The sequence below is a fragment of the Mucilaginibacter aureus genome (assembly GCF_053514885.1).
This window is the reverse complement of record NZ_CP170601.1, coordinates 1,043,936-1,058,528: the sequence shown is the minus strand read 5'-3', so window position 1 is coordinate 1,058,528 and position 14,593 is coordinate 1,043,936. Positions and strand designations below refer to the sequence as shown.

At 42.8% G+C, this 14,593-nt stretch carries 10 protein-coding genes and 1 tRNA gene; 4 read left to right on the top strand and 7 right to left on the bottom strand.

Translation table 11 applies throughout. From position 1 onward, the window contains the following. Positions 1-144: 144 nt before the first annotated feature. The 3 genes from ACFGVR_RS04390 to ACFGVR_RS04380 are packed head-to-tail and all read right to left on the bottom strand — an operon-like array spanning position 145 to position 2,449. The gene (locus tag ACFGVR_RS04390) at positions 145-405 is read right to left on the bottom strand and encodes a hypothetical protein (RefSeq protein ID WP_448701407.1); all 261 of its coding nucleotides are present in this window, start codon (positions 403-405) and stop codon (positions 145-147) included. A 4-nt stretch (positions 406-409) separates the two neighbouring features. Then, positions 410-2,041, bottom strand: a complete 1,632-nt coding sequence (locus ACFGVR_RS04385) for a PspC domain-containing protein (protein WP_448701405.1) — start codon at positions 2,039-2,041, stop codon at positions 410-412. A 48-nt stretch (positions 2,042-2,089) separates the two neighbouring features. After that, on the bottom strand, positions 2,090-2,449 hold the full coding sequence (locus tag ACFGVR_RS04380; protein ID WP_448701404.1) for a PadR family transcriptional regulator: 360 nt from the start codon (positions 2,447-2,449) through the stop codon (positions 2,090-2,092). 331 nt (positions 2,450-2,780) lie between these two features. Between ACFGVR_RS04380 and ACFGVR_RS04375 the strand changes: the two genes are divergently transcribed. Further along, on the top strand, positions 2,781-6,047 hold the full coding sequence (locus ACFGVR_RS04375) for a SusC/RagA family TonB-linked outer membrane protein (RefSeq protein WP_448701403.1): 3,267 nt from the start codon (positions 2,781-2,783) through the stop codon (positions 6,045-6,047). Positions 6,048-6,074: 27 nt separating this feature from the next. Beyond that, positions 6,075-7,580 carry a SusD/RagB family nutrient-binding outer membrane lipoprotein gene (locus ACFGVR_RS04370; RefSeq protein WP_448701402.1) on the top strand — a complete coding sequence of 502 codons (1,506 nt, stop codon included), beginning with the start codon at positions 6,075-6,077 and terminating at the stop codon, positions 7,578-7,580. Positions 7,581-7,668: 88 nt separating this feature from the next. Here the strand turns inward: ACFGVR_RS04370 and ACFGVR_RS04365 are convergent, their stop codons facing one another. Both ACFGVR_RS04365 and ACFGVR_RS04360 read right to left on the bottom strand, forming a co-directional pair. After that, positions 7,669-8,076 carry a DoxX family protein gene (locus ACFGVR_RS04365; RefSeq protein ID WP_448701401.1) on the bottom strand — a complete coding sequence of 136 codons (408 nt, stop codon included), beginning with the start codon at positions 8,074-8,076 and terminating at the stop codon, positions 7,669-7,671. A gap of 3 nt (positions 8,077-8,079) precedes the next feature. Further along, a complete protein-coding gene (locus tag ACFGVR_RS04360) occupies positions 8,080-8,973 on the bottom strand; it encodes a S66 peptidase family protein (RefSeq protein ID WP_448701399.1) in 894 nt (297 codons plus the stop codon). 165 nt (positions 8,974-9,138) lie between these two features. On the opposite strand from ACFGVR_RS04360, the gene metG reads away from it, so the two are divergent. Then, a complete protein-coding gene (gene metG, locus ACFGVR_RS04355) occupies positions 9,139-11,205 on the top strand; it encodes a methionine--tRNA ligase (protein ID WP_448701398.1) in 2,067 nt (688 codons plus the stop codon). A gap of 119 nt (positions 11,206-11,324) precedes the next feature. After that, positions 11,325-11,396 (top strand) — tRNA-Arg (locus ACFGVR_RS04350). 158 nt (positions 11,397-11,554) lie between these two features. On the opposite strand, the gene ACFGVR_RS04345 is transcribed toward ACFGVR_RS04350, so the two are convergent. Together ACFGVR_RS04345 and ACFGVR_RS04340 are read right to left on the bottom strand one after the other, a co-directional pair. Then, on the bottom strand, positions 11,555-12,853 hold the full coding sequence (locus ACFGVR_RS04345; protein ID WP_448701397.1) for a pectate lyase family protein: 1,299 nt from the start codon (positions 12,851-12,853) through the stop codon (positions 11,555-11,557). 24 nt (positions 12,854-12,877) lie between these two features. Then, positions 12,878-14,590: a RagB/SusD family nutrient uptake outer membrane protein gene (locus ACFGVR_RS04340; protein ID WP_448701396.1), complete on the bottom strand. Its 1,713-nt coding sequence runs from the start codon at positions 14,588-14,590 to the stop codon at positions 12,878-12,880. Positions 14,591-14,593: the final 3 nt, after the last annotated feature.

Below are 14,593 nucleotides of genomic sequence, written 5' to 3'. Positions count from 1 at the left end.
GAAAATCTGTTCTTTTTTAGTTATTAGTTTATTCGCTTATTTTTTATTGCCCGGTGTTTTTGAAAAGAGGGGTTACCTTGTCGTTACCGGGCGTTTAGTAGTAAGATGCGCGTTATAGGCGATTGGTTACACCGATTTTTAAATTTATTTTAAACAAGGCACCAGGTCGCTTAAAATATCGTTGCCTATAAAGTGTAAAGTATTGTCAAATAGTTGTTTAAAGCAGTTTTTCTGCGCCCGGCAACGTAACTTTTCCTTTTTAATTTTTTTAAGGCAATAAGCCTGCAGTTTAGGCGCAAGGCCCAAACTGCAAGTTTGCTTACTTATGCTTTTACTATCAGTTGATGGTGTTTCTGCCACGTTGAGCGAGAAAAGCATCATACAAAAAATTAAAGCGTATCTCATTGTTTTATGGTTTTACAGCCGGTGATGCTATCGCCGGCAGGGTGTCAACTTTACATTGCAAGCCATCATGAGCCATTATAAATGTGGTTGTTTGCGGCCTCTCTTGTTTGTTTATTTCGTTACACTCATTGATGTCAATATCCTGAATGTAATGTTTAATGTTTCTGTCAATAACCACCTTGGCGTTTAACGGCAGTTTTAAGGTAAGTTCTATTTGTTGGCGGTTAAACGGATCGTTAGCAAAGTTTTGAAGCCTGCGATTGAATTTTAAAACCGAATCCTGCTGTGTAAAATGATAAGCTGTATTTTGAGCCTTTAACAACGCATCATCATAATCGCGGCCGTGAGCGCTGAAAGACTCCACCAAAATGGGCTGGGCTATATCACTTCTTTCAATGGTAAGTGTCATGCGTTGCTGAAAGTCGTTGTACTCATCATAATCATTTTCGTTTATCGTGATGTTACCTTTAAAGCGGTCTTTAAGGTTTAACCGCAAACTGTCGTCGCGGGTTATATCTTTTGCATTGTTTAGTGTCAGCAAATAAGTGTTATTGCTGGTTGGGCTTAGCGTTATGCTTTTGCTGAAACTGGCATACGCACTAAATTCTCTGCCGATCTTTACACCATAGTAGGCAGCAAATATGATGGCCATTATCCAAACAATAAGCATGGTGTAGCCTGTAGACCGGTAATTGGTTAAACCGCGGTTAAAAACAACCCGAAGTGTAAGTTGGATGATCGCGATAAGCGGTAAAATAATGATAAAGAAGCCGGATATCAGGATGATATAAGAGTCGTTATAATAAGGCAGGCTGATGTGAAACATCTCCCAGGCCTCATGCTGCCCAAACATCAGGCAAACAGCTAAACATACAATAAGTACTATTGAAATGAAACAGGATAGACCCAATATAAAGATGCCAAAAAGCTTGAGTAAAAACCGGCCGGTGCCGCCAATAAAATTACCAAGATGATCAAACAGGTCGCCCACAAAATCGCGTGATTTGTACACAAAAGGCCTTGCTTCTTTGTGCGCATTCCTAACGGTGTGTTCTACGTTTTTCAGTTCCTGCTCAAAGTTATTTTTAAAGCCCTGCAGATCCAGTTTTTCGCCCTTCATCGCCATTTTGTCGGCACGGGTTGCGGCTTTAGGTACTATTATCCATAATATGATGTACAAAAACAGGCCGGTTCCCCATAGGATAAAGGCTAAGCCAAAAGCCAGGCGTATCCAAACGGTGTCAATATCAAAGTAGTTGCCAATGCCGGCGCATACTCCGCCTATCAGGTGATCATCCGGGTCGCGAAATAGTTTACGCGCACCGGTAACGGTTTGATGTGTGGTAAAAACAGCATCAGGGTCGGCGGCCGATGTTTCAAACTCTTCAACTGTACCCATCTGTGCTATAATGGTATTTACGTCGGCGGTAACAATTACCTGTTTAACCTCGGTATTTAAAATCTCGGTAAACATTTCGGCAATGCGGTTTTCAATATCCGTGGTGATCTCAAGGCTGTCTTCGGCATCAGCAAAGTGGCGCTTAACATCGGTCATATAATTTTTCAGTACTTCATAAGCATCTTCTTCGATGTGAAATACTGTTCCGTTTATATTGATGATGATGGTTTTATTCATGATTTCTTTTGTATGATGATTTTTGGTCTGATCTTAAATGTCAATTGTTCAACTGTCTTTTTTATTCAGGTTAATAGCGTTGCGGCCCTCAAGTGCAGTTTGCACAGCAAACGAGAGCTCGGCCCAGGTGGTATCCAGCTGTTCAAGTACCGCGCGGCCCTCGGCCGATAGCACGTAGTATTTTCTTGGCGGCCCCGATGTTGACTCTACCCAGTTATAACTTAACAACCCGTTGTTTTTTAAGCGGGTTAATAAAGGGTATAGCGTACCCTCAACTACAAGCAGCCGGGCTTTCTTTAAATCGGCAATGATATCTGATGCGTAGGTTTCGCCTTTAGATATTATGGAGAGTATACAGTACTCTAATATCCCCTTCCGCATTTGGGTTTGTGTGTTCTCTACAATCATAATACAAAGATATATGCTTTGGATTGTATTATGCAATACATAGTACTAAATAAATTGACAAATTGATAACTTTTATCATTTTTTGTTAATATTCAACAAATAGATAGTTGGATTTGTAAATTTTGATCATTTTGTTGCCAAAATCATATTTTTTATAACATTTGTATGTTTTTTTTGAAAAAAATGTCGCCCTATTACATGCGGTTATAGCCTATAAGTCTTTAATTTTTGGTGATAATCGCACATTCATTTTGGTTTTTTCTTGCTATTTCAAAATCGTAACGTTACTTTTATAATTAATTAACTATTAACTGATCTTATTATTAACGAAATGAAAAAACTTCTACTCGTAAGTTTGTGTTTCTTGTGGCTTGGTATAGCACAGGTATTTGCACAGAGCCGTACAGTAACAGGTACGGTTATCGCTAAAGAGGATGGTGGCCCCATCCCCGGTGTTAGTGTTAAAGTGAAAGGCACCTCGTTAGGTGTTATCACAGGCGCTGACGGAAAATTCTCTATTAATGTTCCTGAAAGTGGTAAAGTGCTGGTGTTCGGCTTTATTGGCTATGGCACAATTGAAAAACCGATCACAGGTTCGGTTGTTAATGCAACCCTCGAAGTATCAAGCCATCAACTTGGTGAGGTTGTTGTTAATACAGCATTAGGTATTCAAAGCAAAGCTGATAACCTTAACTATTCTCAGCAAGGCCTTAAAGGCTCAGATCTGACATCAACCCGTATAACAGACATCAATACGGCTATGGCAGGTAAAATTGCTAACGTACAGGTTAAAACACAATCGGCTGCTAAATTAGGTTCACAGTCTGCCATCCGCATTCGCGGTGGTAACTCGGTGAGCAGCCTTAGTAATGACCCGCTGTACGTAGTTGACAATACACCTATAGATGACATCAACTTTATCAATATGGATGATGTTGACGATATCCAGGTACTAAAAGGCCCGGCTGCTGCAGCTCTGTATGGCCAGCGTGGCGCCAATGGTGTAATTATTGTTACTACCAAAAAAGCTAAAGCCGGTCGTTTTGATCTTACATTAACCTCAACTTTGTCGGCTGATAATGTAGCTAACCTGCCTCATTTCCAAAATGAGTACGCTGGTGGTTCAGCGGGCTCGCCGGTATTTCAAACCTATACCTGGGCCGCTGGCGACCCGGTAGAATGGCAGGCATTAAATGGTAAACAATACCACCAATATTTTGATGACGCCTCTTGGGGTCCGAAAATGTCTGGTCAGGAGTATATCCCATGGTATGCGTGGTTCCCTGGAAGTCAGTATTCGTTTAAAACTGCTACATTAAACCCGCAGCCAAACAACGTAAAAGACTTTTATAGCACAGGTGTAAATGCGCAAAACAACCTGGCTTTTGCCAAAGCCGGCGATGGTTACAATGTGCGTATTTCTTATACCAATCAAAATACTACCGGTTTATTGCCAAGTACCTACTTAAAAAGAAATTATCTTTCGGCAACCACCCATTTTGATTTTGACAAACACTTTAGCACAGATATTAATTTTAACTATGTAAATCAAAAATATCAGGGCGATTTTTCTGATACTTACGGAAACGTAACCAGCGGTTCATTTTTACAATGGTTTCACCGTGATCTTGATATCAATATCTTAAAAGAATTGTCAGGCTTAAGAACTCCTTATGGTCGTATCCCAAGCTGGAACTTAAATGACGAGTCGGGCGTTCCCAATAAAGATGCTTTCTATGGTGGTTCTGACTACTGGACAAATCCATTCACTTACCAAAGCTTAGCTTCTGCTATTAATATTCAGGACAGGTTATATGGTAATGCCGGTGTAACTTATAAATTTAGCTCGCACTTTAAGGTAAATGGTAATTTTAGCCATAACCAACGTAACACACATTACGAATCAAAACTGCCAAGCATCTTTGGTTTAAGTACTCAGGATATGAGCTCGCCTTTGGCTAACAATCCAAGCGGTGGCACACGCCCGGTTGTTGGTACCTACCGTACTTATGATGTACGTCAGGTTGAAAACAATTATAGCTTCCTGGCTTCATATAACCAAAAAATCAGCGATATTAACATTGATGCCAATTTCGGTGGTAACATTCGCAGAAACGATTACAGCAGCATAGATAACAGCACTAAAGGTGGCTTGGTAGTTCCGGATTTGTTTACACTAACAAACAGTGTTACAACTCCGTTTACTTTCTCGGCTACCCGTTATCAAAAAATCGTACGTTCATTGTACGGCAGCGCAGCTATTAACTGGAAAGATATCGTAATCTTAAATGCAACCATTAGAAACGACTGGAGCTCTGCGTTACCTGTAAGTTCAAACAGTTATTTATACCCTTCAATTGGCGGCTCGTTCATTTTTACCAAATTTGTTGAAAAAACATTACCGTTCATCAGCTTTGGTAAAGTTAGAGCGTCGTGGGCTGAAGTAGGTAGCGATGTTGATCAATATCAAACACAGTTATACTATTCTGTATTGGCAAATCAATATAACAGCAATATAGCAATGACAACACCTAACCAGGACGTTGATACGGGATTAAAACCTGCGTTGTCAAAATCAACTGAGTTTGGTGCCGATATCCGCTTCCTGAGCGATCGTTTAGGTATCAGCGTAACCTATTACAATGAGGATCGCATTAACGATATTATCCCTATCAATATTAGCTCGGCAAGTGGTTTTGTTACCCGTTTAAGTAATGCCGGTAAAATTAACCGCCACGGTATCGAGGCAACACTTGATGGGTATGTTGTACGAAACAAAAACTTTAATTACAACATTACATTAAACTTTGCTCACAATACATCAAGGGTTGATGCCTTGATCCCTGGGGTTGATAACCTTTACTTAGGTGGCAGCGATTATAGTAGCTCAGCAGGCACGGCGTCTTATGCACCAGGTGTTTGGAGCTCAGTAGGTTCAAACTATGGCCAGATCATCGGTCGTGGTATCCAAAAGATCAATGGTCAAAATGTGATCAACAGTGATGGCACCTTCGCTTACGTTGATAATGTTAAATTAGGATCAGTACTACCTGACTTTACCGGTGGTATGATCAATACATTTACTTACAAAAACTTAAGTTTAAACTTCACTATTGATTTTTCAAAGGGTGGCCAGTACTTCTCATTATCTAATTTCTGGGGTGGTTTCTCTGGTTTGTATGACTTTACAGCCGGTAATAACGATCGTGGTAAACCAACACGCGATCCGGTTGCCAATGGTGGCGGTGTGCATGTTAAAGGCGTTGATGCAACAGGCAAACCGGTTGATATGTATGTTGATGCTACCGTTTATTACGATAATAACGGCCTTAACAAGATCAACGAAACAAGCATATTTGATTTGAGCTATGTTAAATTACGCGAAATAAACCTTGGATATAGATTTGACACCAAGTCATTCGGATCAGTAGGTAAGTATCTTAAAGGCTTACAAATAAGCGCCTTTGTAAGAAACCCATGGTTGATCTATACCCAGAATAAAAACTTTGATCCTTCTGAATTGACAGGAAACTACGGAGAAAGTGGTCAGTTACCACCATCAAGAACAATTGGTGCAACACTAAAACTTGGTTTCTAATTGTTTAATTGCTTAAAAACAAATATCATGTTTAAAAATATAAAAATTCGATATTCAGCGGTAGCCCTAATAGCTTTAGGACTATCCTCTTGCGGTAAGTTTGGCGACGTAAACGTCAATCCAAATGCTGCATCTGTACCTAAAACGTCGGCATTATTAACTAACGTTGAAACGTATATGGGCTCAGATGCCGTAGGTGCACCAAACCCTACAATTACAACGCCCATATCAGGCTTTTTAACACCATACTACACCCAGCATTATAGCCAGGTGCAGTACCCTGATAACCAGTTGTATCCATCAACTGGTTTATCGTGGGATAATACTTATGCCGTTATTTTAGAAGATTTGTACAATATCATATCGGTAAACTCGGCTTCGCCAAATGTTAAGGCCGATGGTGGTAACTCTATAAATCAAATTCAGATAGCCCGTATCTTAAAAGCGTACTATTTTTCTATATTGACAGATAAGTATGGCGATGTGCCTTATACTCAGGCGTTAATTAAGAAAGCTGACCCTGCTTATGATAAACAACAAGCCATTTACACCGATTTGCTTAAAGAGCTTACCGATGCTCCGGCAGCTTTCCAGATAGGCGTTGGTGACCCGATTGTTGGTGATATTATTTACGGCGGTGATTTAACTAAATGGAAACGTTTTGCTAATTCATTACGCCTATCTTTAGCTATGCGTTTATCTAAAGTTGATCCAACTACAGGTAAAGCACAGTTTTTGGCTGCACTGAACGATGCAGGTGGTTTAATAACCGACAATACCATGAATGTTAAATTATCTTACCCGGGCGGTAGTTTTAACTTCCCGATGTATAACTTAACAACTGCATCTGTTGTAGCTATCAGTAAGCCATTTGCCGATAAACTTATATCGTACAAAGATCCGCGTAGATTTGTATATGCAGTACCAAATGCTACGTCAAAAGAAATAGCCGGTTTCCCTTACGGATTGAACAGGACTAATGCGCAGATCTTTATCGCGAGCAAGGCACCTTACAGCTTGGCTTATTCAAGTACCTATAAAACAGCTACATCTTCTGTTTATATTTTTACTGCAGCTTATGTTGATTTATTAAGAGCAGAGGGTGCAATTACTTATAATACCGCGGATGACCCAACAACTTACTTAACCAAAAGTGTAACAGACTCATGGGCCCAATGGAATGCAACTAATGCCGTACCTGCCGGAGCAGTGAATGTAGCACCTGATGCGGCTAGCTATGTAGTTTTGGCTCTTGCTGGCAACGGAGGAAGTTTGTTAAAAACGATTCAAGAGCAGTATTGGGTAGCTTTGTGGGGTAGCGAGCAAAATGCATACGATGAGTGGAGAAGAACCGGTATGCCGGCTTTAACGCCTGCTCCGGATGCAACTAACCCATCTAAAACTATTCCAAGAAGGTTCCAATATCCAACAACCGAGGTTAATTACAACCCAACTAACTATAACGCGGCAATTGCTGTTATGCCATACGGCGGCGGTGATACCGATAATAACAAAGTATGGTGGGATAAATAGTAAACACACAATAACAATAGAAAAGGCCTCCAGGAGAAATACCGGGAGGCCTTTGTATTTAATTACTTGTGCCGCCTGGCAGGCTGGTTTATTTCCCGTCAACACTGTATCTGCCCGGCCCAACAAATAGTAAACCAGCAAACACAATACCATCTTCAATAGCATGAGCGGCCTGTTCTAAGCCGCCGCCGGTACCAAAATGCATAAAGGTGGCTACAATCATGTTGCATAGTAAAAACAGGCAAACCGGCCTGAAGGCTAGGCCCAACACCAATAAAAATCCTCCAAAGGTTTCGGTACAGGCAGCCATAAAACCCCAAATGGTTGGTAAAAAATGAATGCCCACGTATTTTGTGGCCGAGCCTATTGCTGCCCATTTTTCGGGCCCGCCCAACAATTTGGGATAACCATGAAAAACAAACATCACGCCCAACCCTACCCGTATTACAAGCAGGCCAAAATTGCGATAATTACCTAATTGCGATAGTATTGCCATATTTTAAATATAATTGGTGTAAACTTTATCTTGTTCAACTTTTAAGTTAATTGTTCTGCCCAGCATCAAAGCCCGGTTATCGGCAATGTGCCCCGCCGGAAAATTAAAACACACCGGGTAGCTATATTCTTTAACCACTTCAGCAATAATTTGTTCGGCAGTTTGGCCAAATGGTATATCGTTATCCTTGCTTTCGGTAAAACCGCCAACAATTAAGCCAGCCAGGTTTTTGAGCTTGCCGGCACGTTTTAGCGCGCGCATCATCCTATCGATCGAGTAAAGGTACTCACCCACATCCTCTAAAAATAAGATCTTCCCGTCGTAACTATAATCGGATACCGAACCTAAAACCGAGATCAGTAAACTCAAATTGCCGCCAATTAATATCCCGCGGGCTTCGCCTGCACGGTTTAACTGGTCAGTATCAATTTCATATTTTACATCTTCGCCAAACAGGCTTTTACGCAATGTTTCCAACGAGGTTGCCGATGCCCCGGTTACATTAACCGGCATTTGCCCATGAATGGTTTGTATACCGTAGTTTGCCCAGATATGGGCATGTAAAACAGTAATATCGCTAAAACCTACCAGCCATTTAGGGTTTTGAGCAAAGCGGGTAAAATTGAGCTTGTCAATAATACGTACAGTGCCATATCCGCCGCGGGCAGCAATAATAGCTTTAATGTTGTCGTCATCCAAAAAGCGCTGCATATCACGGGCACGCAAGTCATCGTCGCCTGCAAACTGGTGGTATTGGGCGTTTAACGTTTCGCCTATCACAACCTCTAAACCCCAGCTCTGTAGTAGCTCAATGGCGTCAGTCATGGGTTTGGGTAGCTTTTTGGCAGGGCAGGTAATGGCGATTTTGTCGCCTTTTTTAAGGTAGGGTGGGTTCATTTATTTTGTTGTTAGTCCGAAAGTCGGAAAAGTCCGTAAGTCCGCAAGAAATATCCGGAAAATTATTTTTGCCGATTTAAATCTTTCGGACTTTCTTTCTTCCGGTCTTTCGGACTATTCAAAATCGCTATCTTTGCCAAATTATAAAAATACGGTTAAAATAATTTGGAAACGCAAAATTATAAACGATACACCATTACTGCCGCGCTGCCTTACGCTAACGGCCCCAAACATATTGGCCATTTGGCCGGCGCATATATTCCCGCCGATTTGTACGCGCGTTACCTGCGCCTGCAAAAACGCGATGTAGTATTTGTGTGCGGTAGCGATGAACATGGTACCGCCATTGCCAACCAGGCTATGAAGGAGCATACCACACCACGCGCCATTATTGATAAATACCATGCGTTAATAAAAGATTGTTTTGAAAAGATCGGTATCTCGCCGGATATTTATCACCGTACCAGCGAACCTATTCACCACGAAACCGCGCAGGACTTTTTTACCAACCTGAATGATAAAGGAATTTTTGTTGAGCGCGAATCGGAACAGTATTATGATGAACACGCTCAGGCTTTTTTAGCCGACCGTTATATTGTAGGAACCTGCCCTAACTGCGGCAACGAAAACGCTTACGGCGATCAATGCGAAAAATGCGGCACATCACTTAGCCCTGAGGAACTGATCAACCCACGATCAACTTTAAGTGGTAATAAACCTGTTTTAAAACCAACCAAACACTGGTATTTACCTTTGGATAAATATGAAGATTGGCTGAAAGATTGGATATTAAAGGGCCACGCCGACGATTGGCGCACTACCGTATACGGCCAGTGCAAAAGCTGGATAGATGGCGGCCTGCACCCGCGTGCTGTTACCCGCGATTTGGATTGGGGGATTAAAGTACCCGTGCAAGGTGCTGATGGCAAAGTGCTTTACGTTTGGTTTGATGCGCCGATAGGTTATATATCAGCAACCAAACAATGGGCAATTGATAACAATAAGGACTGGAAAACCTACTGGCAGGATAAAGAAACCAAACTGGTGCACTTTATCGGTAAGGATAACATTGTTTTCCATTGCATTGTATTCCCAGTAATGCTGCATGCACATGGCGAATTTATTGTGCCCGATAATGTACCCGCCAACGAGTTTATGAATTTGGAAGGCGATAAAATGAGCACCAGCCGTGGTTGGAGCATCGAGATGGATGAGTACCTGACGGACCTGCCCAACAAGGTTGATGAACTGCGTTATTACCTGACGGCGATAGCCCCTGAAACCAGCGACAGCGAGTTTACCTGGAAAGGTTATCAGGCAAGCGTTAATAACGAGCTGGTGGCTATTTTGGGTAATTTTGTGAACCGGGTGATGATACTGATGCACAAATTTTACGATGGTAAGGTTGAAGCAGAAACAGCTACCATTACTTTACAGGATGAAAACCTGAACAGCGAATTAGGCAGGTTATACGACGAGTTAGAACGCAGTTTTGAGGGATACAAATTCCGCCAGGCCCAACAAACCATGATGGAGGTTGCCCGTTTAGGTAACCGCTATCTTACTGAAAAGGAACCCTGGAAGAGTATTAAAACTAACCCCGAAGATGCCAGGCTGGCTTTACACAACTGCTTGTTACTGATTGGGCATTTAGCCACCTGCCTGCAACCATTTTTGCCAGGCACAGCTAAGAAGATATTACATATGCTTAACTGGTCTAAGGATACTGTTACGTTTGATGAAGAAATGGTTTTCGCGAATGGTCACCAATTAAATGCTGCCGAACTGTTATTCGAAAAAATAGAAGACGACCTGATAGAGCGCCAGATACAAAAACTGATCGCCAAAAAAGAAGCCATTGAAGGCCCCGCACAGCCGGCAGAACAGGTTGTTGTCCCTGCAAAGGAAAACATCAGCTTCGATCAGTTTGCTGCGATGGATGTGCGCATAGGTACTATCCTGACAGCTGAAAAAGTAGCGAAGACCAAAAAACTCTTAAAACTGACTATCGATACCGGGATCGACCAGCGTACCGTAGTATCAGGCATAGCCGAGCATTACGAGCCCGAAGGCATTATTGGTCAGCAGGTAAGCATACTGGTAAACCTGGAGCCACGCGAAATAAAAGGTATCCTTTCGCAGGGGATGATACTGATGAGCGAAAATGCCGAAGGCAAGTTAAGCTTTGTATCGCCGATCAACTGGATGCCGAACGGTTCGGTAGTGCGTTAATTCCCGGATTTGCAGATGTGCAAATGAATTTTTCACATTCATCAATAATTCGCACATTTGCAGTTCGGAAAGTATAGAGTTCAATCCGAAATTGAACATCCGAAATTCGAAATACAAAAGGTCCCGTAGTTCAACGGATAGAATAGGAGTTTCCTAAACTCTAGATATGAGTTCGATTCTCGTCGGGACCACGTAAAACGCAGTTTCTGTATACAGGAGCTGCGTTTTTTGTTTGATGGGTTAAAAAAATCCCCTTTGCGGCAGGGCTGCCGCTAAAGGGGTAAATATAACTAACCATTATGAAGAAAGGACTTTGTCTAAAATAGATGATCTATGGTGCTATAGCTGGCTAATTTGCGGGCACAAGGCTGTTCAAATAATTCTCAAGGTTGGTATAACCTGATTTTCCAGACATCAAATTAGCATCTTTGGCATTTTTAAGGTCAAGGCCATGGGCGGTTTCCCACGTATCTGGTATCCCATCCCCGTCAGTGTCGCGTAATGCCGTTGCTGGTTCGATATTGCCCTGGCCACCGGCCTCTGCCTCCGTTTTGAATATTTTACCTTCCTTGCCTAACGAATGTAGATAACCGATGATACGGTTATCTACATCATCTCTATGCAACGAGGCGCCTGCTCCAGCCAGTACCTTTTGATAAGCAACTGCAGCCTCATCAACTGTTACATCCAATTTAAAATTTGGTTTACGTTGTAAGGTTGCGCCTTTTAACGAGTTTGAATCGACAATGATGGCGGGTTTTACGCGTTTGCTTACAAAATCGGTATCACTAACGAGCCTTCCGTTCAAAATGCCATCTTTATTCATATCTACATAGTTGCCGCGATGATAAACATGATCGGTAGTGGTGAACATTCCTAAAAAGGCGTGGCCTGAGTTAGGGCCGGCGATAAAATAGTTACCGATTACATCCTGGTAATGATTAGCGCCAGAGTGCCCGCCAACAAGGCCGTTTACGCCCCAGTTATACACCACATTGTTGATGTATTCGATACCCGCTTTTGCCTTTGGGTTACGACTGTGATTGTCTATCCATAAACAGTGGTGTACCGTAACATTGTGCGGATCCTCAAACAGTGCACCAAACCGTTGCGGATCTATCGGCTCGCCTATGAGGCAATATTGTAAGGTAATGTTTGATGTGCCTTTGATATGAAAATCATCCCAGCGCCCCCATTCAACAGATACGTGGTCAAATATCACATCTTTAGAGTTATCCGCAGTAACCGTACAGGCGCCACGGGCCATATTGATACTGCCCCTGAAGCGTACATACCGGATGATACTGCTATCGGCAAAGCCAACACCTGTGCCATAGATCACAATGCCATCGCCCGGAGCAGTTTGGCCGGCTACGGTTATGCGTGGTTTTGCGGCGATTTTACTTTTGATATTGATAACGCCGGCGACATCAAAAACCACTGTGCGACCAGGCACACTCACCGCGTCGCGAAAAGAACCAGCGCCGGAATCATCCAGGTTGGTAACGTGGTAGATCTGGCCCCCGCGGCCACCCGTGGCAAACCTGCCAAAACCTTCGGCGCCTGGGAAGGCAAGTTGCTGGGCATAAGTAAACAGAGCAAATAAACTGAAACAAGCAGTAATATATATTCTACGGTAGATCATCATTGTTTTTTAATAGTATTTAAATAATTATTGCCATTTAAACGGCAGATACCAGTTTGCTTTATCGGCCAGGCGTGCCCTAACGGCGGCTGCATCGGCGCTGTTTCCGGCTGCGTCGAATTTGGCGCCGATCTTGTTGGCAAGGTAGTTAGGGTCGGTTGTTTGGCGCCTTAAAGCTATGCGCAGTAAATCGGCCCAGCGGTAACCTTCGTAAGCGGTTTCGAGTGCGTCTTCGTTAATGATTTTATTTTCGGTATCGGTTGTCAGGTTGGTTTGGTCGAACGTTACGCTCTGGTCAACGGCTCTGCCACGGATACCGATGTTACGATACCAGTTACCGTTTACCGCGCCTTTAGAGGCATCGAAGTTAAACGGATAGGAATCTGGAACACCATTGTAGGTGGATACCTTAGTCGGCAAGTCAGTATACAAACCTTGATTAAGAAGCGCGCCGGCAAGTTGGTTGCGGCCCATCAGGTTGGCCGCCTCGGCATAGCGAAGGTGAAGCGTTGCCGCCCTGTACAGTATCCACATACCTGTTTTTGTAGTAAGCGGGCTGAACAAGCTGTAATTAGCTACATATTTTAAGACTTCGGGCTGGCTATTATTTATCCGGTATGAGGCGTATGGCCCGCGGCGGTCGCCGATACTGCCATCAGCACGTATCTGGTTATCCCAGTTTGCTATTGAAAGCGCCGACGGTTTTACCAAATAGCCCGCCGAAGCCGAAAACAGGTTGATGAATGGGTTTACAGCGTAGTTTTGATCGAGCGGCAGCACCCACATTCTTTCAAATGCAGTTTCAGACTCGCCTATCGGATTTGAAAATATGTTTTGCCATGGATCTATAGTTCCGGTAGTTAACAACGTGTTGCGGCCGCTGTTATCATTGCCAACCCTGTAAGTATCGTACAAGCTGATGCTGAAATCGGCTGATGATACGTTGGTGGTGGCTGTTTCCATAGCGTCTTTATAGTAACTGGCCGCGATAAGATAGTTGCCTTTCCATAAGTTCAAATCACCCAAAAAGCTGCGACGATGAATGAAAAATTTAGACACACCATCCCGGATAGGATAAGTGCTGGTTGCCATGATCAGGTTAGGGCAGGCCGCTGATGTATTTTGATCAAGGTATTGTTTGGGCAATGCTTCGGTAAACGCGATCAGTTTATCAAGTAACTGATCGAAGGTTAAACGTGGAAATTTTGAAGCATCGGCCAGATCGTTAATATTGGCAATCGGGTCGGTAACGTAAGGAACGTTACCATAATGTATACCCAGTTGCAGGTACAACCAGCAGCGCAGGATACCGATATCGGCATATCGCTGGTAGTAATCAGCATCGGTAAGTAGTTTTTTCTGGCGCATTACCGTAAAGTTGGCCAGCGCATCGTTACAGTTGTTGATCACCTTGTAAAATGGCCTTGGGTCTGCATAAGGGTTATCGGGGGTTACAGTGTGTGTACTCAATTGTTTTAAGTATACATCCGAATTTTGGGTAACGTCCAAAAGGTCTCCACGTAATTCGTTTATCAATACGTATTTGTCGGCCAGACCAACAAATTGGCCGTAGATACCCAAAATAACGCCATCGGCATCATAAATACTCTGGTACATCTGGTTTTGCTGCAAAGCGTCTTCGGGTTGGATGTCAAAGGTTTTTTTGCAGGAAATCATACTACCCACGCATAGCATCAGCAATAATGACCTCTTTGTAAAACCATATATTTTTTTGTTCATAAC